The sequence below is a fragment of the Burkholderiaceae bacterium DAT-1 genome, assembly GCA_019084025.1.
Classification (GTDB): domain Bacteria; phylum Pseudomonadota; class Gammaproteobacteria; order Burkholderiales; family Chitinimonadaceae; genus DAT-1.
In genome coordinates, this window is sequence record JAHRBI010000001.1 from 619171 (window position 1) to 642514 (window position 23344).

Here is a 23344-nt window from a genome sequence, read left to right on the forward strand (position 1 = left end):
CATCAATCCCGCAAACGATACTTCAGATTATTACTTCGCCAGTCGCTGAAATTCAGCCCTGCTGGCAAGGGTGGGTACTCGCTGGTTCGCTGGATTGCACGTTTCACCGCTTCATCAAACGCAGCAATTCCACTCGACTTCACCAGCACGATATCCAAAATGGTCATATCAGGTAGCAAGGTGACGCGATACACCACTTCCGGATTGGTCACGCTGTCATCCGGATAATTCATGTTCCGACGGATTTTATTACGGATGGCCAGCTTGTAGGCATCCTCCACCCCGCCCTTGGCTCGCGCTTCTGCCGCTTGCTGACGTGCCGCCAATCCAGCCAGCGATCCCGTTGTATCGACCGGTGTGGTGGTCAGCTTGCCTGCGGTATCACTGGCCTTCTTGCCCGGACCGGCTTTACTGCCATATTTCTGGGCAAGTGCATCCAGCGCCTTGTTCAGCTCAGCCTTTTTCTCGGCCGCTGTAGGTGCCTTCTGCTGTGCCTGCTTATCCGATTTTTCCTGCTTTGGATGCGGCGCCTCAACCTTGGGCTTGGCTACCGGCTTGGCCTTTTCAATGACGATTTCAGGCGTTTGCAACGGCGATGGCGGTGGCAAATCAACCTGGGGCGTGGGCGTTGGAATAGCCGGCGGCGACGGCTCTGCCGGTGGTGGTGCCACCGGGCCACCTTCCTGAATGCCTTGCCACAGTTCAACCTGCATCGGCGCGGCAGTTTCGGTATGCCACTGCACACCGAACGCGACAAATGCCGCGATCAGCCCGTGTACGATCACGGCCAATGCAAGGGAAAGTCGACGATGCTCGTAGGGGTTCATTATTTCTTCGGCTCAACCGCGAGACCTACCCGCTCCACACCGCCCTCCTTGAGGACGCTCATCACATTCATCACCACGGCATAGCGCACATCGCGATCTCCGGCCACCACAACCGGACGCTGTTCAGCGCCCACCCGGCTTTTCACCAGATTGAGCATTTCCTTGTCGTCCGCCACTACATCCTTGTAATCACCATCCATGATACGAATCGTTTCGTTCTTGGCGATGCTGACATAGAGCGGCTTGGCGGAAATCTGCTTGTCGGCGTGCGACACATTGGGGAGATTGACCAACCCCGGCTGCAGCATCGGCGCGGCCACCATGAAGATGACCAGCAGCACCAGCATCACATCGATATAGGGCACCACATTCATGTGCGCCATTGCTCTGCGAGGACGACGTCGCATATCAACCTACCACTTGCTGACGGTAAAACCGTCCTGTTTAAGAAGCTGGATCACTGATCCCTGCCCCACCAGATGCCCGGCACCCACGACCACCATGATCGGGCTTTGTTGCCTGGACTGAGCAGCGATACCTCGCGCCATGCCAGGATTACGGCCGTACAGAATCTTGCCCATCAGCGCACGAGACAAGGCAGAATCATCGAACGATTCACGCAGTAGCCGATCCATCGCAAGCTCGTCTCCCTGGCGCCAGGCATCCACCAAGTCTGCAAACTGGCGCGCAGCGGACTGATCTTCCAGTTGCGACAGGGTTTCGCTGACGAAATGGCGCGTTTCTGCCTGCGTCAGTCCGCTCAACATCCTGCCTTGTGCTGCAACTGACTCCAGCTCGACTACCGGCTTGCGCTGTTCGCGAGCCATCTTGAGATAGTGAAGGTCAATTCCCTGCTCGGGGTCGTACCCCAGCTTGGCGGCAATCTGCATTTCGATTGCGGTACATAAAAACCAGGGCTGAAATGTGCGCAAGACCGCATCGGACAATTGCGGGTCATTCACCCGTATCAGCAAGCGCTTGGCAAGATCCTGTCCCAGCACAGAATCAAGGGATTGACCCTTCGGCAAACGAATAAACTGCGTCAGCTGCTTTTGCGCAGCAGGACTGCTGACATCCGCCTCAACCATGAGCGACTTGGAGGCAGCGAATGCCTTCTCAACTGCTGGTGGCAACGGATAAAACGCAGTCGAACCGACATGAACCGATCCTAGCAACCATACAACCTGCCCGTTCTTCTCGGCCTTCCAGAACAGGCTACCGGCCTGCGTGGAACACGCCACCAGCGCCAGCAGACACAATGCAATCCAGGCGCGCAGCACACGAGATGCGGGCAGAATCATCATTACTTGATGCTCTGGCGTTGCAGAATGTTGGAGAATTCTTCCATGAAACTCTCGAAGCGATTGGCCAGTTTGTCTACTTCGTGGGCGAAATGGTTATAGGCAATAGTGGCCGGAATCGCTGCGAACAGGCCAATCGCCGTTGCGACTAGCGCTTCTGCAATGCCCGGCGCCACATGCGCCAGCGTCGCCTGCCCCACATTGGCCAGACCACGGAAGGCATTCATGATCCCCCACACCGTTCCAAAGAGGCCGACATACGGCGATACGGAACCCACCGACGCCAGAAACGATGTGTGCGCATCCAGCTTGTCGACTTCACGCTGGAACGCAGCGCGCATGGCGCGACGGGTACCCTCCATCCACAGCGTAATATCCCCGCCGCCCTGACGGCGCAACTTCACAAATTCATTGAATCCCGCTTCGAAAATTTTCTCCATGGCCACCGCACCGGTGTCCTGCGAGACATTTTTGTAGAGGACATTCAGATCAGCACCACCCCAGAAGGCCGTTTCGAAGGCTTCAGTGCGTTTGCGCGCATGCCGCATGCCAAACCATTTGGAGAAAATATGCCACCAAGAGATAACCGAGAGCGCGAGCAACACGGTCATCACCAGTTGCACCAGCACACTGGCGTTGGTAATCAGGCTAATTATGTCGAGATTGGCTGAAACATGGGCGTCCAATTTACTTCCTTTTCGCCGGCCATAGGGAAAAATGCATTTTGCCGCGCATTATGACGCGTGGAAACAGAAGATAACAGCATCTTCACGTCGATTTGCATTTCAGAGCACTTCGACATCACTCCGACAGTGGCAAACCAAAATGCTGGTATGCAAGCTGCGTTGCCATCCGGCCGCGCGGCGTGCGCTGCAGCAGACCCTGTTGAATGAGGTAAGGTTCCAGCACATCTTCGATGGTATCGCTGGATTCGCCGATAGCAGCCGCCACATTGTCGAGTCCGACCGGCCCACCGGCAAACTTTTCGATCACCGCCGACAGCAGCTTTCTGTCCATCACATCCAGCCCGGCATGATCCACATCGAGCATCGACAAGGCAGCATCTGCCACTTCACGCGTCACAGTGCCATCATGGCGGACTTCGGCGTAATCCCGCACCCGACGCAGCAGGCGATTGGCAATACGCGGCGTACCACGTGAGCGGCGCGCCACCTCAAATGCACCGGCAGGATCGATTTCCATGCCAAGCAACTGCGCCGACCGATTGACGATGCGGGTCAGTTCCTCGGAAGTGTAAAACTCAAGACGTGCCACGATGCCGAAGCGATCACGCAGCGGATTGGTCAGCATGCCTGCACGCGTGGTTGCACCCACCAGCGTAAACGGCGGCAAATCCAGCTTCACCGAACGCGCACCGGGGCCTTCGCCAATCATGATGTCGAGTTGATAATCTTCCATCGCCGGATACAGGATTTCCTCCACCACGGGCGAGAGACGATGGATTTCGTCGATAAACAGCACATCGTTGGGTTCGAGGTTGGTTAGCATGGCCGCCAGATCACCTGCGCGTTCCAGTACCGGCCCGGAGGTCTGGCGCATGTTTACACCCAGTTCACGGGCGACAATATTGGCCAGTGTGGTTTTCCCCAGACCCGGCGGGCCAAACAGCAGCACATGATCCAGCGCTTCCTTCCGTTTGCGCGCCGCTTCGATAAAAATGGACAGCTGTCCGCGTGCCTTTTCCTGCCCGACATATTCATCGAGCAATTTCGGACGCAGCGCGCGCTCCAGCGCATCCTCCTGACGGGATTGCTGAACCGGCGCAATGATGCGCTCCTGCCCTTTACCCAACTGATCTGTCTGGATCATGCCTTATTCTCCTGCCGGACCACGCTCTATCATTGCACGCGCCATCAGCGCACAAGACCCTTTAGCGCCAGACGAATACCATCATTGACACTTGCGTCTGGCGGCAGTGTTTTCACCGCTGCGACGGCTTCCTTCTCGGAATAACCCAGCGCCATCAACGCATTGACCACGTCATCATGCGGCCGCGCCGGCATGGCGGATACAGCTTGCTGCACACCCATGAAGCTGGTACCCGGCAACTTGCCGCGCAACTCCAGAATCAGGCGCTCGGCTGTTTTCTTGCCGATACCGGGCACACGTGACAATCGTGCCGCATCCTCACGCTCAACCGTCTGGGCAAGCTCTTCGCCTGTCATGCCGGATAGCACTGCCAGCGCAATCTTGGGACCAATGCCTGTTACTTTGATCAACACACGGAACGCATCGCGCTCGGCTCGTGTAGCAAAGCCAAACAGCAGATGCGCATCTTCACGCACCACCTGATGCACATGCAGCATCACCGCTTCGCCCAATTGCGGCAGAACATACAAGGTGCTCATGGGCACATCCAGCTCGTAGCCCACGCCCCCCACATCCACCACGATATGCGGTGGCAATTTCTCAACCAGCTTGCCGGACAGTCTGGAAATCACGGCGATCCCTCATGAATTGTGTGTGTTTGACTCAACAGTTCGTACAGGCCTATGGCGGCAACACCCAGCGGCCTCGCTTGCTGCGTAGCGCCAGTCTGGCTGTCGCGCCCGTTGCAAAGGCGGCATGACACAGCGCCACAGCCAGCGCATCTGCTGCGTCAGCCTGCGGTACGCCATCCAGCTTGAGCAGATGCTGCACCATCAGACTGACCTGATCCTTGTTTGCATGACCATTCCCCACCACAGCCTGCTTGACTTGCAGTGCGGTATATTCGGCGACAGTCAGATCCGTCAGTGTCAGCGCAGCAATGGCAGCCCCGCGCGCCTGTCCGAGCAGCAGGGTTGATTGCGGATTGACGTTCACAAACACCTGCTCGACCGCCGCCTGATGCGGCTGATAGTGCGCACACACTTCGCGCACGCCCTGCACCAGCACTTTGAGCCGCTCCGGAAGCGTGCCCTCTCCACTTTTGATACAGCCGCTGGCCACATAAACACGCTGGTTGCCCAGCACGTCAATCACGCCAAAACCGGTAGAACGCAAGCCCGGATCTATGCCGAGCAGCCGCAAAGGGGTCATGCTGTCTGGTGTACGATCGTTCGAAAGCGACAGTTTAGCAATGCCGCTGCAACCCGTCAGATTTTGTTTCAGCGACCGGCCGAGTCCTTGAACTCGCCGTTACCGTTAGAGAACGTCCAGGTGCGGGTGATCGACAGAATATCGGCAGGTTTGCCATTCATATCGACAATGGTGGAAGGAAGTTGCTTGAATGGCGCAGCAAGTCGGGCAATCTTTTCAGCTGCCTTATCGAGGTCGCGGTTGCCCGAACCCGTATCTACACGAAATGCAGCAAGCGTCCCGTCGGCCTTGATCTGCACTTCAACAATCAGGCGGCCAAACAGCTTTTTGCCACGCGCATCCATAGGGAAATGGGCGTTACCGATGCGTTCGACCTGTACGCGCCATTCATCCAGGTATTTGGCTTCGACCTTGTTGCGCGCGTTAGCCGCCAGAAAAGCCATGCGCGGCTTGGACTGGTAGGCATCGGTCTGCTGCTTGATTTCGGCGAGCAAGCGGGCGATCTCGCGATTTTCTTCATCCTGGCTGTCCGTTTTCTTCTGCTCGCGGACTTCCTTTTTTTCCTGCTTCACCTGCTGCTGTACAGCTTGAAAATTACTATCGAGCTGATTCAATAATTGCTGCTGCTTCGCCTCTAGTTCTGCCTGACGTTGACTCGCGCGTGACAGACGATCACTCACACTTTCAACCTGTTCAGGCGGAAGGGGCGAGGACAGTCGTCGATTCGCCTCATCGGTATTACCGCCACCATCCAGATTAGCTTGAGCGAGCACCTTGGGCTGATTGGTAGGATGCTTGGTTGAGGCATTCACCAGCACCACTTCCAGTGGAATGGAGTTGAACAATGTATTCAGTTCGGGTGGCGCAAAACGCACCCCCACAATCACCAGCACATGCGCCAGCACGGATGCAACCACAATGGTCAGAAAGCGACGTTCGGCCGCTCTGTCGCGAATACCCGCGTCTAGAGGAATATCAGTCAGGTTGGTCAAGTGCAATTTTCCAGATTACTTTTGTACATGCCAAGGCACCTTGCGCCGCAGTGTAGCACAGCCGCATACATTGCCTGATCAACTTCGTTGTACAAAAGCTGCACCAGCCTTTACCATTACCGCCCGCATGCACTCTGCTTGTCAGGTCAGCTAGTGTAAAAGTCTGCCCTGCGTTGCCCGCAAAGGAAATCGCTCATGAAACACCTCGCCGCCCTCCTACTGATCGCAACCGCTTCGCTGTCACTGCACGCCTCGGAAAAAGATGGCCAGGCCGTAGCTGCCAAGTACAACTGCATGGGGTGTCATTCGGTAGAACAGCGAATCGTCGGGCCGGCATTTCGCGACGTGGCGATCCGCTATCGCGACCAGAATCGTGACGAAGTTGAAAAGGATTTGATGCATAAGGTCAAAACAGGTACCGGTGGTAACTGGGGCTCGATGATCAAGATGCCGGCGCAACAGATTAAGGACAATGATTTACGGATCATTATCCGCTGGGTGTTGAGCCAAAAGTAAGGCCGCACCAGCATTCGTACACCCTTTGCTGCCTGACGGTCGTGTTTGCGATCGTACAAAGGCGCAAAATGTCATATGCATTCCGGTTGCATTTGGGGGCTTGCCTCCGTTAAGCTCCCGCCCCGACCGAGAGTCTCAGTCGTGCAATGGTCAGGCTGCGATGTTGCAGCATCACAACATCCTGACCGGACTCGCGGGCGTGCCCGACTTCGTGCCGGGCGCACTCGTCAACCAGCGCAGAGAAGCAAGATCATGGCAAAGAAACTCACTGAAGAAGACATCCTGAACTGGCAAGGCGACGACTACATGAACGAAGACCATCTGGCATTTTTCCGCCAGCGTCTTCTGGACATGAAGGCCGAGCTGCTGAACAACGCAACGGCAACAAGCCAGCATCTCGCTGAGCAGGAAGCAACGCCCGATCCGGCAGACCGTGCCACCCTCGAAGAGGAATATGCTCTTGAGCTGCGCACGCGTGATCGTGAGCGCAAACTCATCATGAAAATCGACTCGACCCTGCGTAAGATCGATGATGAGTCGTATGGTTACTGCGAAGATACTGGCGAGCCGATTGGTCTTGCACGTCTACTCGCCCGCCCAACTGCCTCTCTGTCAATTGAGGCACAGGAGCGTCGCGAGCGCCTGAAGCGCCAGTACGCAGACTAAGCGCCACCGCTTAATCCATCTCGCAGTGCCTGCAATGACGGGCACTTCAATACCCCGGCGGATCACTGCCGGGTGCATCCTCTTGCCTTCTCATACAATCATGCGATGATGCTTATCGACGATTGCTATTTGCACTGCAGCAAATGTGCCGTTAACCTAGTCAACCCGACTCAGGAGTGTGTGCATCATGCTGTTCCAGACCGACGACGTCCGTATCCGCGAAATCAAGGAACTCCTTCCGCCCATTGCCGCGCTGGAAAAGTTCCCGGTCACCGAACAGGCCACCACCACCACGTTTGAAGCCCGTCAGGGCATTCATCGCATCCTGACTGGCGAAGACGATCGTCTGCTGGTCGTGATCGGCCCCTGTTCCATCCATGACAGCGAGGCTGCACTTGAATATGGACGACGTCTGCGGGCGCTCCATGTCGAGTTGGCGCGCGACCTTATCGTGGTCATGCGCGTCTATTTCGAAAAGCCGAGAACAACCGTGGGCTGGAAGGGCCTGATCAACGACCCTCACCTCGATGGTAGCTTCGACATTAACAATGGTCTGCGCAAAGCGCGCAAGCTGCTGCTTGACCTGAATGACCTTGGCCTGCCTGCCGCCACCGAATTCCTCGACATGATCACGCCGCAATACATCGCGGATCTGATCGCCTGGGGAGCAATCGGCGCACGAACCACAGAATCACAGGTCCACCGCGAGCTGGCTTCCGGTCTTTCATGCCCGGTTGGATTCAAGAATGGCACCGATGGTAATCTGCGGATTGCGATTGATGCGATTCGCGCAGCCAGCGTCCCGCATCATTTCCTCTCTGTGACCAAGTTTGGCCATTCCGCCATTGTCGCCACGGGCGGCAATACCGATTGCCACGTGATTCTGCGCGGCGGCAAGACGCCCAACTATTCTGCAGAACATGTCGAAGCTGCGGTCAAGGATCTGGCGGCAGCTGGCTTGCCGGAAAAACTGATGGTCGATTTCAGTCACGCCAATAGCAGCAAGGATTACAAGAAGCAGATGGATGTGACGGACGATGTCTGCGCCCAGCTTGCTGCCGGTAGCCAGCATATCTTTGGCGTGATGGTGGAAAGCCATCTGAACGAAGGTCGCCAGGATCTGAAGCCAGGCGTTCCGCTGAATTACGCGCAGAGCATTACCGATGCGTGCATCGGTTGGGAAGACACGGAAATCGTGTTGCGCAAACTGGCGGATGCTGTCTCGAAGCGCCGACAGCATCACCGTTAAGCGCGTACAACTGGTGAAGGCGGGCTGAGTTTTCAGCCCGCTTTTGTATTTCCACCCCACACCCTCACACGAGTCTGCGTATCATCTCCAAGGTGCGCAGCGATTCGCGTACATAGGCAAATACGCATTCCTCCGTCAGCGCCTGCACCGCCATCGCTTGCTGCACTTCCGATGCACTCAGGCCTAGACGGGACAGTAGGATGACGACCTCGGGACGCGTCGTGCAGGCATCCTCGCCGGGCTCCCCTAGCCTGCAAGCAGGCACCGAAAACGGGGAATCCTCTACCGCCATGATCTGCCCATCCACCAGAGAAAAGGTGGGGACATCGGACTCCCCTTCCAGCATCGCCAGCAAATCACTCGCCAGAAGCGAATCTCCAGGGCGGTAACACTGCTCGGTTAGCACCCCGGCGATGGGGGCATGAATTGTCTGCAACCCTTCTGGCGTCATGATATCGACCAGCGGATCGTCACTTGTCAGCACCTGCCCGCATATTGCATGCCAGCGAACCAGATTGCTTTCTCCACTCAAATCATCCGGCACACACACCAGATGCAATTGCGTTGCCACTCAAGACTCCTCAGGCAGTTTAGTTTCCGGATCTGGCCATATGCTTCCTCGTACTAACGGCGCTCCTGATCCTTGTCCTTGTCACGTCGCCCCTCATCGCGCTGCGGACGACTCTGCTGGGGTTGCGGCTGAGACTGGGGTTGCGGTGCCTGAGCTTGAGGCTGCGGACGCGGCATGTCAAATGCGGGGCGTGATGGTGCAGGCGGTTGCGATGCAGGCTGACTGCGTGGTGCGTCCTCTGGACGGCTCTGCTGCAACACCTGTCTGAGCGCACCAAATCCACCGGAAGGCCGATCACGATTATCCTGACTTTGCGAACGCTCACTGCCCCCGTCGGGACGATGACTCTCGCGCATCGCCGGCGGGTCCATGCGCGGCGCGGCACCGTTACCACCCCCCTCATCCGGGCGTTGCGCCGGAACCGTCACGCGGCGCATATCCGACCAGGGTGAACGCTCCTGCTGGGGTACGTCCGCCCGGCGATCTTGATTCGGTGCGGGTGGTCGTTGCGGCTCCTGTATCGGACGCACGATGTCCTGTCCGCGGCTCTCCTGAGGGGGAAGCTGCGCAGGCTGGATCACTCTACGCATATCAGACCACGGGCCTCGACCATCGTTTGGCAATGGCTCAGACTTTCGATCGGGAGGGGTCGGGGATGGGCCGGTCACGGAACCAACCGGCGGCTGCGGATCACGTCCTCGATTCCGCTCATCCCGTCTATCTCCGTCAGGGCTTTCAGGTTTGCCCGGTGTCGGATTGACAATGATTCTGCGCATATCCTGCCACGGGCTGGACGATTGTTCTGGCACAGGCACTTTTCGTCCATCCCAGGGACGATGATCACGTTCGCGTTCGTTCGATCTCGGAAGGGGATCAACCACTCTTACATCGCCAAAGCGTTCGCGACCGACATTGATCAAACCGTGATTGACCGGCCTTCCATGCAGGAAATGGTCTCCCTCCACGGCACTAATGGCACCGTGTACTCCGATATTCCGAAAGACGCCATCGCGTACCACGTGTTCGCCAAACTGGCTGTTCATCCGATATACATATTTCTCGCTGGCATAGAACCAAGGCCGATAGTGTTCTCGGGGTGCCAGTGGCACCCAAGCAACCGGGCGACTACTTTTGATCGTGATGCCGCCCCCCACAAAGGCTACCAATGCTGGCGCATAAACGGCACGCACCTCGCGCGGCCCGGGCACCCACGCCCAGTGATGACGAACATGCACCCACCGGCCATAGTGAAACGGGGCAAACCCCCAGGCAGCATCATCACACCATGTCCATCCCCATGGCGCCACCCACACCCAGCGTCCGAAACGATATGGCGCCCAGTTGCTCACCGTCACGCGCGGCACCCAAACGGAGCCAAACTCAGCATCCTGCTCCCATGATCCCTGCCCCGCCAGATCTTCAAATCCGACCACCCCTGTCGGCATGTATCGCTCAACCGTGGTCAGCTGACGCTGGTCAGCGGCAATCGTGCTATCCACCCACTCCTGAAAGCCGTCATTGCTGGCCGGATATCCCGAGAAACCTACCGACAAATTGGTACCACCGAAGCGCACTTGCTGTCTTTGCCACATTTCCTGGCGACTGCCATCAAGCCCTGATGCAGTCGCAGAGCCGTCAAATACAGTGACGCTACTGGTATGATCCTGCGGATTAACATCGATACGGTAACGACCGGGTTCACGAATGGTCAATTGCAGATTCGGTGTGTCGACTTCAATGTCATCGTCTTCACCCGGGCGAACTTTGAGCTCCAGCGTCCCCTGCACCATTGAGTACCGCTGATGCGACTCATCCAGCGTTTTCAGCACCAAATTTGTCCGAGATCCGGTAAACAGTGTGGTCGCCCCCAACTGCAGCGAGGCTCGTCCTCCGGTATCAATCCATAAGCGGTCACCCGCGATAAGCGGTCGGTTGACATACGCCCATTCCCAATCGTCCGTTCCTGCCGGAGCAAAGCTGGCGTTGCCTGAAATCATGCGCAGGCGTGCAATCCGGGTGGGAGGATCGTCTTCTGCATGAGCGGACACGCTGCTTATCGTTACCCCCAACACAACAGTCGCAAAGAGCACTGTGAATCGGGATGGGCTGAGTCTGGTTTTCATGTCTTCCTCCATGGCGGACGCGATACGCCGCTGTGCCCACATTTGGCGCTCAATGGGATGAACCGGACATGAACAACATCAGGGCGTCGTCAGTGTATCAACACGATCTATGAATGACTGCCACACCCGGGCGGTTTCGGCGGGCTTTTCCAGCATGGGTAGGTGGCCACAGGCGGGGAGCACTGCGATTTCCGCGTGCGGTAACCCTTCGCGGAATGGCTGGATACTGGAGATGTCGAGAATGCGGTCATCATCTCCCCAGAGAATCAGGGTAGGTGCAACCACATGCGGTAATTTATCCTTCAGCATCATCGGCTGCATGAAGGATTCCTTAAAAATGGCTTCCTGCTCATCCGCGCTGGCCGCACGCTCACGCGCGTAGAATTCTTTGAGATATCCCGGCATCCACGCCTTACGGTGTGCCACCAGTGCAAGCAGGCGTTCGAAGTCTTTGCGAGAACGCACCACCAGAGGGTTGTCACCCGCAAGCACCGCTTGAACATAGGGACTGTATCGCGGCATGTCGACGCCAGCGGCGTTAAATAGCGCCAGCGACATCACCTTAGATGGAAACTCGGCCGCAAATGCTGCAGCCAGATAGCCGCCCATTGAGTTGCCGACCAAATGAAATCGCCCGAGCTTCAAGACATCTACAAAATCCTTGAGGCGCTGGATCTGAGCGGGGATGGCATAGGATTTACCCGGCAAAACACCGGTTTCGCCAAATCCGGGCAGATCAGGCATGATCAGTCGATATTGCTTGCGCAAGCGTTTTGCGAGTCGATACCAGTTAAGCGAGTCACCGCCAAAGCCGTGCAAAAGCAATACCACCGGCGCATCATGCAGCCCCGACTCGTAGTAGACCACTTCGTGGCCATCAATCCCGGTTGCATGACGTTTCATGCCAGCCATGCGACGAGCCAGTGCCAGTGTAGCATCCGGCCAGTGCGCACGAGTCAACCCCGCCAGCAACAGACAGATGCCTAGCAACACCAGTGTTAGCCACAGGCTATACGACATGACGCTCAGCGACTCCCCAATACAATCAACCAGATCGCAGTGACGGATACCAGACTCACAAACTGTGCAGCGCTCCCCATATCCTTGGCGCGCTTGGCAAGTTCATGCCGATCCAGAGAGGTATGATCCACTGCTGCTTCAATTGCAGAATTCAGTAACTCTACCACCAGTGTCAGCAAATGTACGAGTGCGATGAGTCCACGCCCCCAGGCTGGCATATCCAGAAACCATGAGAGGGCAATGCCGACAAGCGCTAGCAGCACCACCTGCCGAAAAGCTGCTTCGTGTCGCCAGGCGGCAACAAAGCCATCCATGGAGTAACCTGCAGCGTTGAAGATGCGCTTGATACCTGTCTTTCCCTTGAAAGGACTCTCCATGAGGACTCTGTCTCCTAATTTGCCGTTATTAGTCGAGTGGCATGGCTGATTCTCGATCGGCAAAGATATCCTTGTATGCGCAGTACTGGCTGGTGGTGACGATCGGATATCCACCCATAAACACAAGCACTGCGATACACATCATCAGCAGATCACTGCCAGTGAGCACCTCGATCATCCCCATTCCCACGATGCACACCAGCGTTAGGGCGAATGAAAACAGGCCATATGCGGTAAACGCACGCCAATTTGCCAGTACAGCCCGAACCGACAGCCACACCGCATCCATGGCTTTGGTGCCTCCCAGTACAACCAGACTGGGTGCCAGCGTCAGCAGAAACAACACGAACGCTGTAACCAAGGCAACCGAACATGCCCACCAGATGCATTGCACGATGAGTGTCTCGCCCAAACTTTGCTGCAATATGTCAGCCATGCGTTCGGGTTGTGCCGTTACAGCCGTCAATGACTGATTCAGGGCATTTACATCCACATTTGCGCCGGCCAAAAGGGCACCTGTTCCCAGTACGAATATCAACAAGGCCAATAGCTGCAGGAAAAACTGGATCATGCCTATATGAACGAGTGGCCGCCATGATGCACAGCCAGCAAACAAGGTGCTGATATCCAGTTGATCATCCCGGTCGGCACGTGCCGCAGCCATTGCAAAGCTCGCCGCAAACACAGGCGACATGACGGCCAGCACAATCCTGAGCGGAACGCCGATCACATTGGGAACGAGCGAACACACCAATACGGCGAAAAAGGAGAGCAGCCAGTAGGCCATGGAGATGAGAAAGAATGAGCCTGCTTGGCGGGCAAACAGCGCAAAGGCTTCACGCCACCAGCGAAACCCGTTCGCTGCATGACTCACTCGGTAATCATTGGGAATATAAATGTCGTCGATCATGGGGATTGGTTAGTGCGACAATGCCGGCAGTGTACGCGATTCACGTGACAACCGGTAAGCATCACGCATGCATTTGCCAGTAGTCTCAGCATTTGAAGCGAACCTGATACAATCGCATGAATTTCAGTGACAGGCGCCTGTGCGTGCCGCCCATCTTAGCAAGGACAATGCCATGACTCGTATGGTTCAATGCATCAAGCTCGGTCGTGAGGCTGAAGGTCTCGATTTCCCGCCATTGCCCGGCGAACTGGGCAAGAAAATGTACGAAAACGTCAGCAAAGAAGCCTGGCAGGCCTGGGTTAAGCACCAGACCATGCTCATCAATGAAAACCGCCTGAATCTCGCTGACCAGCGTGCGCGCCAGTACTTGCAGGCGCAGATGCAAAATTACTTCTTTGGCGAAGGCGCCGAAATGCCGGCAGGCTACGTTCCGCCATCAGCCTGACCTGCAATAAGGGCTACAGCTCACTTGCTGTAGCCCTGCTGGATCGATCCATCATCAATCGCCGTGCTAATCAGTGCGCCACGCACTCATTACCTACAGGCCACGTACCCAGACAGTGTTAATCGTTGCACCACTGCCTCCACTACCCGGAACAGGGGTAGTCCCCCCATCAGGAGGCAGCGTCAGAATAAACGTTGCGCCCATCGTCAGGGTATTCCCCTTGATTGCTTGATTACTTTTACTGTCCCATCCTGTGACGAGCAGGCCACCTGTCAGCTCGACACGCCCAGTGGAGCCATCCAGCAGCCCCTTGATTCGCACGTCTCCATTCACAACGGAATAGGACTTCAGGATGAGGTCGCCACCCACTTCAAATACGACGTTCCCCACCGATTTACCCATGACTCTGCCACCCACGGCGTTACATTGATTCAGTGGAGTAATATTCGTTTTTGTTCCAGTCGTCACCCAGGCACATGGATTGGCAGGTGTGCTGGCGTTTGCAGGTTTGGCAGCGAAGTTATTGAATGCAATGAAGGTATTGTCGGCATTACTCGAAACAACGTTTCCCGTCACATAGAACGAGTTACGGTAAGTACCCCCCGTAAACGATGCATTACCGCGAATGAGCACCACGCCGGGTGCAATGATCGGATCGTTGGCTTTATCCGGAATTTTGAATGTCCAGGTATCAGTGGATGCCTCATAAGAAATGCAACTGGACTTCCAAGTCGTCGGACCATCGCAAAAATTTGCGTAAACGATCTTGTCATCAATGGGATAGATCCCGTCTGCAACATTCGAGATCCCCTTAAAGCGTATGCTGGGGATGTTTTTATTGGCTGAATCAAGAAACAGCTCGAAGTCAGGTACACCTGCGTCAGCGACTGGATTTATCTTGGGCCGCTCCTGCAAGGCAATTGTCTGCGCGCCTTCATTCTTAACATTGACTACCTGAAAGTCTTTTTTGGAGATTTGTCCATTTACATTGCCTGCTGAAATGGTTACATCCCCCGTACCCGTATCAAGCGCCGTTCCCGTATCAACTCCGCCGCTCGCCTGCAGGTTTGCAATCTTGGTACTACCTGCAAGGGTCACATTGCCATTGGCGGTCACGTTATTCAGGATGCTATTGCCCGACAGATTAAGGTCTCCGGTTACGTTCAACTGCTCAACATTATCAAACTTTGCACCTGCTACATTGAAATTGCCTTGCACGCCGATCACGGCCTTCCCGCCACTCGTATTGGCTACCGAGATTCCACCACTCAGGCTGGCATTGCCGAAAACCAGCATGTTATATGGCAAGCTGGGGGGCATACCGGGATATGGCTGAAGTACAAGCTGTACAGTAGAAGTCGCGCCTGCAGATAGCCCGGTGACATTCACCACAATCTGACGCGGATTACTGCCAGACGGTGCGGTATTACTAACGATAAATGCACGTGCTGAATCCGAGGCATTCACAGACAAACCGGAGATTTCGACCGTTTTGCCACTTGCGTAGGCAGGCACGCCAAGATTACTGTCTGTTGCAGCACACGTCCCCGCTGTCACCCCGCAGTATTGATTGATCAGCATGGTTTTCAAGCTATCGGCGCCACGCCATGCCAGTGCCTGCGCCTGCGTCACAGCATGCAAAGCGACACCACTATCCTGATAGCCGCGCAACGCACCACCTACCTGATAGACTGTCGCAACCGTACCCACCGCCACGAGCAGCGCGATAAAAGTTGTCGAACCCCCGCCTGCTTGCCGAAGCATGGATCGTCGTCTTTTTGCTAGGTGATGCATACACATCCTCCCACCTGAATCAGAATGAGTCGCGGATAAATCATCACGTTGCCATATTGCCGAGACAGGCCGTCATTGAACGATCGGCCGTAGTGCCCATATCAAGCCAGAAGCTGACCACCCACGGTGTTTTCGGCGGCAAGGTTGAAGCACCGGGCAGGGTGCATTTGCTGGTTGGCTGCGCCACCATGAATGCGACACTGGATAGATTTAACTGCGTCGCAAGAGTCTGCTGTGTCCAGACTATATTGCCCCAGTTATTTGCCGGGGTGGATAGGCTGCAGGCTACGCCCGAGGGGGAGCTTATCAAGATGAGCTGCTTGCTCGAACCGTCTACATGCAGGCCGCGGCAGATTGGCGTCGGGGTGGCAGAAGTAATATCGTTAAACGTCCACAATACAGTATTACCGCACGCCGGCTGAGTTCCCCCTGCCGCGCACAAGGCCGGATTCCATTTGTCGCTTGCAGTAGCCCCGATATTGATTGGCGTGGATGGCAGCGCCTTCTGTGTCGCGCCCGTCAACTTTTTACTGGATGCATCAATAGATGCGCCGGATAGGACTACCAGATGATTCGCCACGTCCGCATTACTGGCGATGCCGATCCCGTAGCCAGCAGCCTGTAACTCTGCCAGTGCACTCAACTCGGCAAATGCAGTCTGGCCCGCCGTACTGGCACTACTGACTGACTGGATTGAACCGGTCACCGTATTGCGGAACACCACTACCATCGCCATCACAACAATGAGCGATACCGCCAGACCTACCATCAATTCTATGAGGGTGAAACCACTGGCGCGTGCGAACTCCCGTCTGAAGGAAAGGTGCATTAGAGGCTCACCTGAATCGTACCGGGGCTGCCGAACAGGCTGCTATTGGTGCTAGAGGTAAAGGTCGCCTGCTGGCTCATGACCTTACTTCCCCCGACCGTTACCTCCTGATCAGTACAGGCATAACTGATACCCAGTGTGACGGGCGCAGCCGACGCGCCGATACTCACATTAAATGTCTTGGTGGCCGCAGCGCACAAGGCGGGTATGCCGCCATTTGCCAAGACATGCTCGCGGATACGCAATACCACTTCGTTTTTCATGTCTGTACGAACCTGCTGAACCGCATTTGAGTTCAATGCATATGCAGACCCCAGGCCAGTAATCAGCACAATCATCATGGCAATCAGGCTGTCTAGCAGCGTAATCCCCGATTGCAATCGGAGCGACGGTGGCGGATGAACGCCACGCACCTGGCGCCTAACCATCTTATTTGCCTTCTTCTGGGTGATCATATCCGCCCCATCAAGAAACCGTTATTAAGGGCAGGCTGCCATTCGCGCTCGGACCAATGCATGTCGTCGCATCCGGGGACGTGGTTACCCCACCTCTGCTCGTGAGCGCAAGGCAAGTTTTACTCCCCCCTCCGATGGACGCGGACACACCCGCGGGCAAGCTGGTTTTCCAGAGCAATACATTATCTGCGTTGGTTTTACAGGTTGCCGCACTGCATGCGTAAAGCGAAATGGTCGTCCCACTGATCGTTATGAATGCCGCAGCAGCGCTTGAATCTGTAATGGCGCCCGGATTGCGCAGCGCAGTTGCACGCAGTTTGTGCAGTACTTCACTCTGAACCTGAGTGTTGGCGGTCGCCAGACGGCTATTGGTGCGCCAACTTTTGCTAAGCAGGGCGGCGAATAAAAGCACAACCCCCATGATGATAATGACCACCAGAGACTCAAACAGTGTAAATCCGCGCTGATTCCACATCTTGCCCCCTGCTTGATTAACAGGTTTTGCCCGACACGACGGTGATCGTTGAATCTGTGCTACTCATAGTGAGCTCACAATTACTCAGGATGGTTCCAGTGATACCGGTTGCCGTAACAGACCAGGAATCTGGCGTCGGGCTGGTTCCCGGCGTAAACGTATAGCTATATTTAAAGAATTGCGTCTGGGATGACTTCCAGCCGGGCACAAGCGATGCCAGCGTGGGGGTGGAAGTTGAATTGTAGGTAGTCGCCGCGGTCACCTTTGCCAGAGGCGACCCTTTCATGCTACCGGGATAGACGAGTGCCTGTTGATACCCGCTGGTAATGGCTGCACCAAGTGTCATCAGGTCAGTTTTTGCGCCTGAAACACGGCTGCCTTTGATATAGGAGGTATACGCTGGAATCGCGATCGCCGTCAGAATGCCAATGATTGCAATCACAACCAGCAGCTCAATCAGCGTAAAACCCCGTACCTGGAAACGACCCACAACGCTCATTCCTATACACCCTCAACCTTCATAAACTCGCTCTGACACATCAGACGCACCGCCCGATTATGACACTACACGTTTTGCACAATTCATGATTGATAACCAAAATTCCACTTTGGTACCTTTATGCAATCAGGCACCAATTAAAAATATCTATTCGACTAGCATGCTACCCAACATTTATAACCTTGCCAAGCAAGACGTCAGTTAAAAACAGGGCTAGCCCATCAAATTAAAATTAAGCAAATTCTTATAAATAAAGCACTTACATCAATTAATTGCACATTCACTCGACACTGGTCTTACCGGAAATACATACCTGCACTCCAGTACATAAAATGAAACCAATAAAAATACCATCGCAGCGAATTTCGTCGAAGACTTATATTTAAGTGGTATTATTGTGCAAATGTGCAATTATTCAAATCACGCAAATAGCCAAAAAAATACCCCGCCGGAGCGGGGTTGGATTTGAACGGCTGAATAGAGGTCAGTGCGCAACAGCCTTCAACATGTCCTCCACGACCTTCTTGGCATCACCAAACACCATCATGGTCTTATCGAGGTAGAAGAGTTCGTTGTCCAGGCCTGCATAGCCCGCATTCATGGACCGTTTCACTACCACCACAGTGCGGGCCTTGTGCGCTTCCAGAATCGGCATGCCGTAGATCGGGCTCTGCTTATCTTTTTGTGCGGCCGGATTCACCACGTCGTTGGCGCCAATCACCAGCACCACATCGGTATTCGAGAAGTCGGAATTGATTTCTTCCATCTCCAGCACATGCTCGTACGGCACTTCAGCTTCAGCCAGTAACACGTTCATGTGGCCCGGCATACGCCCAGCAACCGGGTGAATGGCGTAGCGCACGTTCACACCTGCTTCGTTCAACAGGTCTGCATACTCCTGCAGTGCATGCTGGGCGCGCGATACCGCCAAACCGTAACCCGGCACGATGACTACATTGGCCGCATTGCTCATCATGAAGGCCGCATCTTCCGCACTGCCTGCCTTGTAGGCCTTGGCCTCGCCATCACCGGATGCTGCAGCCTCGGCACTATCGCCACCCATGCCGCCAAAGATCACGTTCAGCAACGAACGGTTCATGGCCTTGCACATGATGTAGGACAGAATCGCGCCGGATGCGCCCACCAGTGAGCCTGCAATGATCAGCACGGAATTGCCCAGCGTGAAACCAATACCCGCTGCCGCCCAGCCGGAGTAGCTGTTCAGCATCGACACCACCACCGGCATGTCACCGCCGCCAATCGGCGCGATCAGGAAATAGCCCAGCGCCAGCGATAGGCCCGTCATGATAAAGAACGAAGTGAGCGACTCAGTGATGAAGTAATGCGAACCCGCTGCCAGCATCAGCAATGCGATGCCCAGCTGCGCAGGCTTCACCCAGCCGCCCTTGAGCGGCTTGGCGCCCAGCTTGCCGGAGAGCTTGCCCCAGGCGATCACGGATGCAGTAAAAGTAATCCCGCCGATGAAACAGCCCACAAACAGTTCGACGCGCTGCACGGTTGTATGATGTACGCCCGGATGCTGCACAGCAGCCAGCGCGATCAGCACAGCGGCCAGACCCACTAGCGAGTGCATCAGCGCCACGGTTTCCGGCATTTGCGTCATCGGTACCGTTTTGGCACGGAAGATACCGATACCAGCACCCGCGACCACCGCCACCAGTATCAGTGCCAGATTGGGGTTGGGAACAATGGCCAGTGTGGTCAGACCGGCAATAGCCATCCCGGCCATGCCGAACTTGTTACCGGCAATGGCGCTCTTGGGACTGGAGAGGCCGCGCAGCGACAAAATGAACAAAATGGCCGCAACGAGGTAAAGCCAGTCTGCATAGGCTTGGAATGAAGTCATGGTGGCCTCCTTATTTCTTCTTGCGGAACATGTCGAGCATGCGCGAGGTCACGGCGAAGCCGCCAAAGATGTTTACGCTGGCGAGAAAGACGGCCAGTGCACCCAAGACCGATGTGGGCGAGAGACTATCGCCGCCAACCGTCACGGTTTGCAGCAAGGCACCTACGATGATGATGCCGGAAATGGCATTGGTTACGGCCATGAGTGGCGTATGCAGAGCAGGCGTCACGTTCCAGACGATGTGATAACCGACCACAATGGCCAGCACAAAAATAGTGAATGTCGCGACAAAGGGGGTAGCGGCGACGGTTTCAACGGCTGCCTGTGCAGCCTGTGCGATTTCGATGCTCATGATTGGGTCTCCGGTACGCTGGCAGGCTTCACTGGGGCCGGTGCGGTTGCAGCACCAAAGCGGCGCTGACCTGCATGGCAGATAAGGGAGGCGGCAAGGATGTCGTCTTCAAGATTCAGTGCGTAGCCGCCTTCCTTGGTCAGCAGCAACGCCACAAAATTGAAGACATTGCGCGCATACAGGGCAGATGCATCTGCCGCGACCATACCCGCAAGATTGCTCGGGCCAAGAATGGTCACGCCACCGTCGGTGATGACAGTTTCATCCTTGCGTGTGAGCGGGCAATTGCCGCCCCAGTCGGAGGCCAGATCAACCACAACCGCGCCCGGCTTCATGCCATTGACGGTATCTGCAGACAGCAGCACCGGTGCCGGACGACCCGGAATCAGCGCGGTGGTAATCACAATGTCGGCATTGCGTGCATGCTTGTCGACCAGCGCAGCCTGACGCTGCTTGTAGTCGTCACTCATTTCACGGGCGTAACCACCCGATGTCTCGGCCTGCTTCTTTTCTTCCTCGTTCAGCGGGACTTCGATGAACTTGGCACCCAGTGATTCCACCTGCTCCTTAGCCACCGGACGTACATCAAAGGCTTCCACGACCGCACCGAGGCGCTTGGCTGTCGCAATCGCCTGCAAGCCAGCCACCCCTGCCCCCAGAATCAATACACGGGCAGGCTTAACCGTACCCGCAGCCGTCATCAGCATGGGCATGAAGCGTGGATAGTGATTGGTTGCCAGCAAAACGGCGCGATAGCCTGCAATATTGGCCTGCGACGACAGCACGTCCATGGCTTGCGCACGGGTGGTACGTGGCACCAACTCCAGTGCATAGGCATCGAACGATCGGGATGTGTAGGCGTCCAGATGCGGATTGCGATAGGGATCGCACAGCGAAACAACCGCCGCCCCTTCTGGAATCAACACCAGTTCTTCGGCATTGGGCGCACGTACCTTGGCGACGAGCTTTGCACCCGCAACTGTGGCTGCAAAGTCCGGGCAGACTTTGGCTCCGGCAGCCTCGAACGCGGCATCCGGAATCGCAGCATGGCGACCGGCGCCCCGCTGGACGTGCACGGTCAGGCCTGCGCCGACCCATTTCTTGATGGTTTCGGGTATGGCCGCAACTCGGGTTTCCCCAGCTGCGGATTCACCGGGAATGGCAATCTGCATGACAACCTCTGCAAAGCAATGAAAATCCGTTCAATCGCGACGCTGGCGACAAGTCGGCGGATATTCAATGCGATGTGCATTGCCGCAGTATGAAGGCCAGACGGGCGATCGGGACTAAAACACCAGCCCCTGGCGACATGGATAAGCTCCATCGCGTCAGGCTCCGGTTTGATCGCCGCGTGTGGCAGCAGGTTCCGGTACGATAACCGGATCAGCGAGTGCCGGTAAGCACTCTCATTCAAGCAAGTGCTTGACTGCTTCTATTCAAACACGGATTGGACAGAATGGGAATGAGCTGTTGCTGCATTGCAACAGAAGGGAGATGTGTGGATTCAGAAGAGCTCAGCCTGAGCGTAACTATCTGATTCGATGACTTCTGCAGGGTAGCCGACCCGCAAGCCGCCCCAGTGCTCGCCATCCACGAATACCGGCACCGACAGATCGTGCATGACCTCACCGGTATCACGGACATAGGTTTGCACCAGTACGACATCCTGATGCGCGCCGCAGCGCACGCCGGTCGGATCATTAAAGATGCGCTTGGTCCGGTTGCCCACAAGATCCCTGGCGGGGTCACCAGTCAGCGGCTGGCAGAATTTGTTGTTATGCGTGGGCACGTAGCCCCGCTTGTCGGTTGCAATGGCATAAACCACATCGGGAAACTGTTGCAGGAAAGGCTCCTGAAGGCCGGGCAGCACTTGATCTGCAAAGGTATCGAATGACGTGGTGTACTTGGGTGGCTGGGTGCCGGAAACAGGCAGATAACGATCCGAAAACAAATCTGTCCGGCTAAGCCGTCCTTCGGTGATCGATTCTGAAAAAATCCGGCCAATTGCATCCGCTGTGCTTCTGGCCAGACGGAAGAGATCCAGATGCACACAGGGTGTTTCGGATTCGACAATCACCTTGAAGCTCGACTCGGCATGCAGGCTGGCTTTAGCCGAAGTATCCGACAGTTCGTTCTGGAATCGGCCAATATGCAGATAGCTCTCGCTCGCATGAGACTCGATCTGGTCTGCACGGATAGCGGAGGTTTCGGCCTGCTCGGTAATCACCTGAAGATGAGCGGTGGTATCAATGGCACCGGACACCATATGATGGAGATTTCGTGCGACATTGGTAGCCACGTCGACTACTGCATCAGAACGAGCCGCCAATGAGCTGATACTGCGTACAGAGGTGTCTGTGGCTGTATGAATAGCCGATACAGACGCCGTGATGCTGCTTGCAGCCTGCATGGTCGACTGCGCCAGACGCCCCACTTCTTCCGCCACCACCGAGAAACCCCGACCTGCCTCACCAGCGCGCGCGGCCTCGATTGCTGCATTCAGTGCCAGCATATTGGTCTGTTTGGCGATACCCTGAATCGTGACACTGGCGGCCTGAATCTGCTTCATTTCCGCAGCCAGTGTGTGCAGCATGGCCTCGGTCTCATGGATTTGCTGCACAATGCCGCCTAGCTCACTGACCGCATCATCCAGCTCACGAGCGCCATTTTCCGACTCGTTCCGGGTCTGACTGGCGACCTCTGTCGCCTCACGCACCCGGTCAACGACCTGATGAGCGGACTCCCGGATGGCAATGGACTCATCCGAAATGGCGTTGGATAAGCCTGCAATATTGGTTGCATCACGACTCAATACTGCCAACCGATGACACACACTGGCCAGATTCATACCGACTTCGCGCAACGCAATGCTCAGCACCGCCGACGAGGAGTCCGACTGTTCGACACTGGACGCCACTGTATCAACCTGCTCGTCCTGAGCAGGCTGGGGCGTCCTGAAAAAACGCTTGAGATTCAACATGAGCCGTCCACACATCAGTGCTTGGCTTTACTTTAGTACACTCGCACAAGCGAT

General features: G+C 55.9%; 26 protein-coding genes. 4 read left to right on the forward strand and 22 right to left on the reverse strand.

The window, feature by feature from the left end; translation table 11 throughout:
* Positions 1 to 2: 2 nt before the first annotated feature.
* The 8 genes from tolA to KSF73_02890 form a co-directional block, all read right to left on the reverse strand.
* Positions 3 to 827 (reverse strand): cell envelope integrity protein TolA, encoded by an 825-nt coding sequence (gene tolA / locus KSF73_02855; GenBank protein MBV1774650.1) that lies wholly within the window; start codon positions 825 to 827, stop codon positions 3 to 5.
* Positions 827 to 1234, reverse strand: coding sequence for a biopolymer transporter ExbD (locus KSF73_02860; protein ID MBV1774651.1), 408 nt, complete (start codon positions 1232 to 1234; stop codon positions 827 to 829). Before KSF73_02860 ends, tolA begins: the two co-directional genes overlap by 1 nt.
* 6 nt (positions 1235 to 1240) lie before the next feature.
* The gene (locus tag KSF73_02865) at positions 1241 to 2131 is read right to left on the reverse strand and encodes a TraB/GumN family protein (protein ID MBV1774652.1); all 891 of its coding nucleotides are present in this window, start codon (positions 2129 to 2131) and stop codon (positions 1241 to 1243) included.
* Positions 2131 to 2739, reverse strand: a complete 609-nt coding sequence (gene tolQ / locus KSF73_02870; protein MBV1774653.1) for a protein TolQ — start codon at positions 2737 to 2739, stop codon at positions 2131 to 2133. The genes KSF73_02865 and tolQ overlap by 1 nt, the downstream gene beginning before the upstream one ends.
* Positions 2740 to 2929: 190 nt before the next feature.
* Positions 2930 to 3958 (reverse strand): Holliday junction branch migration DNA helicase RuvB, encoded by a 1029-nt coding sequence (gene ruvB / locus KSF73_02875; GenBank protein MBV1774654.1) that lies wholly within the window; start codon positions 3956 to 3958, stop codon positions 2930 to 2932.
* A 44-nt stretch (positions 3959 to 4002) separates the two neighbouring features.
* Positions 4003 to 4590: a Holliday junction branch migration protein RuvA gene (ruvA, locus tag KSF73_02880; protein ID MBV1774655.1), complete on the reverse strand. Its 588-nt coding sequence runs from the start codon at positions 4588 to 4590 to the stop codon at positions 4003 to 4005.
* 49 nt (positions 4591 to 4639) lie between these two features.
* Positions 4640 to 5161 (reverse strand): crossover junction endodeoxyribonuclease RuvC, encoded by a 522-nt coding sequence (gene ruvC, locus KSF73_02885; protein ID MBV1774656.1) that lies wholly within the window; start codon positions 5159 to 5161, stop codon positions 4640 to 4642.
* Between the two features lie 77 nt (positions 5162 to 5238).
* Positions 5239 to 6162, reverse strand: a complete 924-nt coding sequence (locus KSF73_02890) for a TonB family protein (protein MBV1774657.1) — start codon at positions 6160 to 6162, stop codon at positions 5239 to 5241.
* A 195-nt stretch (positions 6163 to 6357) separates the two neighbouring features.
* Here KSF73_02890 and KSF73_02895 point away from each other — a divergent pair, with 195 nt between their 5' ends.
* From KSF73_02895 to aroG, 3 genes are all read left to right on the forward strand, one after another.
* Entirely contained in the window at positions 6358 to 6678 is a 321-nt protein-coding gene (locus KSF73_02895) for a c-type cytochrome (protein ID MBV1774658.1), read from the forward strand.
* A gap of 252 nt (positions 6679 to 6930) precedes the next feature.
* A complete protein-coding gene (gene dksA, locus KSF73_02900; GenBank protein MBV1774659.1) occupies positions 6931 to 7344 on the forward strand; it encodes an RNA polymerase-binding protein DksA in 414 nt (137 codons plus the stop codon).
* 187 nt (positions 7345 to 7531) lie between these two features.
* The gene (gene aroG, locus KSF73_02905) at positions 7532 to 8593 is read left to right on the forward strand and encodes a 3-deoxy-7-phosphoheptulonate synthase AroG (GenBank protein MBV1774660.1); all 1062 of its coding nucleotides are present in this window, start codon (positions 7532 to 7534) and stop codon (positions 8591 to 8593) included.
* 64 nt (positions 8594 to 8657) lie between these two features.
* On the opposite strand, the gene KSF73_02910 is transcribed toward aroG, so the two are convergent.
* The 5 genes from KSF73_02910 to KSF73_02930 form a co-directional block, all read right to left on the reverse strand.
* Entirely contained in the window at positions 8658 to 9164 is a 507-nt protein-coding gene (locus KSF73_02910) for a hypothetical protein (protein ID MBV1774661.1), read from the reverse strand.
* Positions 9165 to 9217: 53 nt separating this feature from the next.
* Positions 9218 to 11287, reverse strand: coding sequence for a FecR domain-containing protein (locus KSF73_02915; GenBank protein ID MBV1774662.1), 2070 nt, complete (start codon positions 11285 to 11287; stop codon positions 9218 to 9220).
* Positions 11288 to 11365: 78 nt separating this feature from the next.
* Positions 11366 to 12307, reverse strand: a complete 942-nt coding sequence (locus KSF73_02920) for an alpha/beta fold hydrolase (GenBank protein ID MBV1774663.1) — start codon at positions 12305 to 12307, stop codon at positions 11366 to 11368.
* Positions 12308 to 12312: 5 nt separating this feature from the next.
* A complete protein-coding gene (locus KSF73_02925; protein MBV1774664.1) occupies positions 12313 to 12684 on the reverse strand; it encodes a diacylglycerol kinase in 372 nt (123 codons plus the stop codon).
* A gap of 28 nt (positions 12685 to 12712) precedes the next feature.
* Complete coding sequence (locus tag KSF73_02930; GenBank protein ID MBV1774665.1) at positions 12713 to 13594, reverse strand: hypothetical protein; 882 nt, start codon at positions 13592 to 13594, stop codon at positions 12713 to 12715.
* A gap of 172 nt (positions 13595 to 13766) precedes the next feature.
* Here KSF73_02930 and KSF73_02935 point away from each other — a divergent pair, with 172 nt between their 5' ends.
* Positions 13767 to 14039: an oxidative damage protection protein gene (locus tag KSF73_02935; GenBank protein MBV1774666.1), complete on the forward strand. Its 273-nt coding sequence runs from the start codon at positions 13767 to 13769 to the stop codon at positions 14037 to 14039.
* 93 nt (positions 14040 to 14132) lie between these two features.
* Here KSF73_02935 and KSF73_02940 read toward each other — a convergent pair whose 3' ends face one another.
* From KSF73_02940 to KSF73_02980, 9 genes are all read right to left on the reverse strand, one after another.
* Complete coding sequence (locus KSF73_02940; protein MBV1774667.1) at positions 14133 to 15803, reverse strand: hypothetical protein; 1671 nt, start codon at positions 15801 to 15803, stop codon at positions 14133 to 14135.
* Between the two features lie 73 nt (positions 15804 to 15876).
* Positions 15877 to 16662 carry a prepilin-type N-terminal cleavage/methylation domain-containing protein gene (locus tag KSF73_02945; GenBank protein MBV1774668.1) on the reverse strand — a complete coding sequence of 262 codons (786 nt, stop codon included), beginning with the start codon at positions 16660 to 16662 and terminating at the stop codon, positions 15877 to 15879.
* A complete protein-coding gene (locus KSF73_02950) occupies positions 16662 to 17090 on the reverse strand; it encodes a hypothetical protein (protein ID MBV1774669.1) in 429 nt (142 codons plus the stop codon). The genes KSF73_02945 and KSF73_02950 overlap by 1 nt, the downstream gene beginning before the upstream one ends.
* 37 nt (positions 17091 to 17127) lie before the next feature.
* The gene (locus tag KSF73_02955; GenBank protein MBV1774670.1) at positions 17128 to 17592 is read right to left on the reverse strand and encodes a type II secretion system GspH family protein; all 465 of its coding nucleotides are present in this window, start codon (positions 17590 to 17592) and stop codon (positions 17128 to 17130) included.
* Between the two features lie 16 nt (positions 17593 to 17608).
* Positions 17609 to 18091, reverse strand: a complete 483-nt coding sequence (locus tag KSF73_02960; GenBank protein ID MBV1774671.1) for a prepilin-type N-terminal cleavage/methylation domain-containing protein — start codon at positions 18089 to 18091, stop codon at positions 17609 to 17611.
* 484 nt (positions 18092 to 18575) lie between these two features.
* Complete coding sequence (locus KSF73_02965) at positions 18576 to 19958, reverse strand: NAD(P)(+) transhydrogenase (Re/Si-specific) subunit beta (GenBank protein ID MBV1774672.1); 1383 nt, start codon at positions 19956 to 19958, stop codon at positions 18576 to 18578.
* A gap of 10 nt (positions 19959 to 19968) precedes the next feature.
* Entirely contained in the window at positions 19969 to 20310 is a 342-nt protein-coding gene (locus KSF73_02970) for an NAD(P) transhydrogenase subunit alpha (protein ID MBV1774673.1), read from the reverse strand.
* The gene (locus KSF73_02975; GenBank protein ID MBV1774674.1) at positions 20307 to 21482 is read right to left on the reverse strand and encodes a Re/Si-specific NAD(P)(+) transhydrogenase subunit alpha; all 1176 of its coding nucleotides are present in this window, start codon (positions 21480 to 21482) and stop codon (positions 20307 to 20309) included. Before KSF73_02975 ends, KSF73_02970 begins: the two co-directional genes overlap by 4 nt.
* 332 nt (positions 21483 to 21814) lie before the next feature.
* On the reverse strand, positions 21815 to 23290 hold the full coding sequence (locus tag KSF73_02980) for a methyl-accepting chemotaxis protein (GenBank protein ID MBV1774675.1): 1476 nt from the start codon (positions 23288 to 23290) through the stop codon (positions 21815 to 21817).
* Positions 23291 to 23344 lie beyond the last annotated feature (54 nt).

Coding starts and splice junctions, on each gene's coding strand:
- tolA (MBV1774650.1), bottom strand. CDS start 827: ATGAACCCCTACGAGCATCGTCGACTTTCCCTTGCATTGGCCGTGATC.
- KSF73_02860 (MBV1774651.1), bottom strand. CDS start 1,234: ATGCGACGTCGTCCTCGCAGAGCAATGGCGCACATGAATGTGGTGCCC.
- KSF73_02865 (MBV1774652.1), bottom strand. CDS start 2,131: ATGATGATTCTGCCCGCATCTCGTGTGCTGCGCGCCTGGATTGCATTG.
- tolQ (MBV1774653.1), bottom strand. CDS start 2,739: ATGACCGTGTTGCTCGCGCTCTCGGTTATCTCTTGGTGGCATATTTTC.
- ruvB (MBV1774654.1), bottom strand. CDS start 3,958: ATGATCCAGACAGATCAGTTGGGTAAAGGGCAGGAGCGCATCATTGCG.
- KSF73_02895 (MBV1774658.1), top strand. CDS start 6,358: ATGAAACACCTCGCCGCCCTCCTACTGATCGCAACCGCTTCGCTGTCA.
- dksA (MBV1774659.1), top strand. CDS start 6,931: ATGGCAAAGAAACTCACTGAAGAAGACATCCTGAACTGGCAAGGCGAC.
- aroG (MBV1774660.1), top strand. CDS start 7,532: ATGCTGTTCCAGACCGACGACGTCCGTATCCGCGAAATCAAGGAACTC.
- KSF73_02915 (MBV1774662.1), bottom strand. CDS start 11,287: ATGAAAACCAGACTCAGCCCATCCCGATTCACAGTGCTCTTTGCGACT.
- KSF73_02920 (MBV1774663.1), bottom strand. CDS start 12,307: ATGTCGTATAGCCTGTGGCTAACACTGGTGTTGCTAGGCATCTGTCTG.
- KSF73_02925 (MBV1774664.1), bottom strand. CDS start 12,684: ATGGAGAGTCCTTTCAAGGGAAAGACAGGTATCAAGCGCATCTTCAAC.
- KSF73_02930 (MBV1774665.1), bottom strand. CDS start 13,594: ATGATCGACGACATTTATATTCCCAATGATTACCGAGTGAGTCATGCA.
- KSF73_02935 (MBV1774666.1), top strand. CDS start 13,767: ATGACTCGTATGGTTCAATGCATCAAGCTCGGTCGTGAGGCTGAAGGT.
- KSF73_02940 (MBV1774667.1), bottom strand. CDS start 15,803: ATGCTTCGGCAAGCAGGCGGGGGTTCGACAACTTTTATCGCGCTGCTC.
- KSF73_02945 (MBV1774668.1), bottom strand. CDS start 16,662: ATGCACCTTTCCTTCAGACGGGAGTTCGCACGCGCCAGTGGTTTCACC.
- KSF73_02950 (MBV1774669.1), bottom strand. CDS start 17,090: ATGGTTAGGCGCCAGGTGCGTGGCGTTCATCCGCCACCGTCGCTCCGA.
- KSF73_02955 (MBV1774670.1), bottom strand. CDS start 17,592: ATGTGGAATCAGCGCGGATTTACACTGTTTGAGTCTCTGGTGGTCATT.
- KSF73_02960 (MBV1774671.1), bottom strand. CDS start 18,091: ATGAGCGTTGTGGGTCGTTTCCAGGTACGGGGTTTTACGCTGATTGAG.
- KSF73_02965 (MBV1774672.1), bottom strand. CDS start 19,958: ATGACTTCATTCCAAGCCTATGCAGACTGGCTTTACCTCGTTGCGGCC.
- KSF73_02970 (MBV1774673.1), bottom strand. CDS start 20,310: ATGAGCATCGAAATCGCACAGGCTGCACAGGCAGCCGTTGAAACCGTC.
- KSF73_02975 (MBV1774674.1), bottom strand. CDS start 21,482: ATGCAGATTGCCATTCCCGGTGAATCCGCAGCTGGGGAAACCCGAGTT.
- KSF73_02980 (MBV1774675.1), bottom strand. CDS start 23,290: ATGTTGAATCTCAAGCGTTTTTTCAGGACGCCCCAGCCTGCTCAGGAC.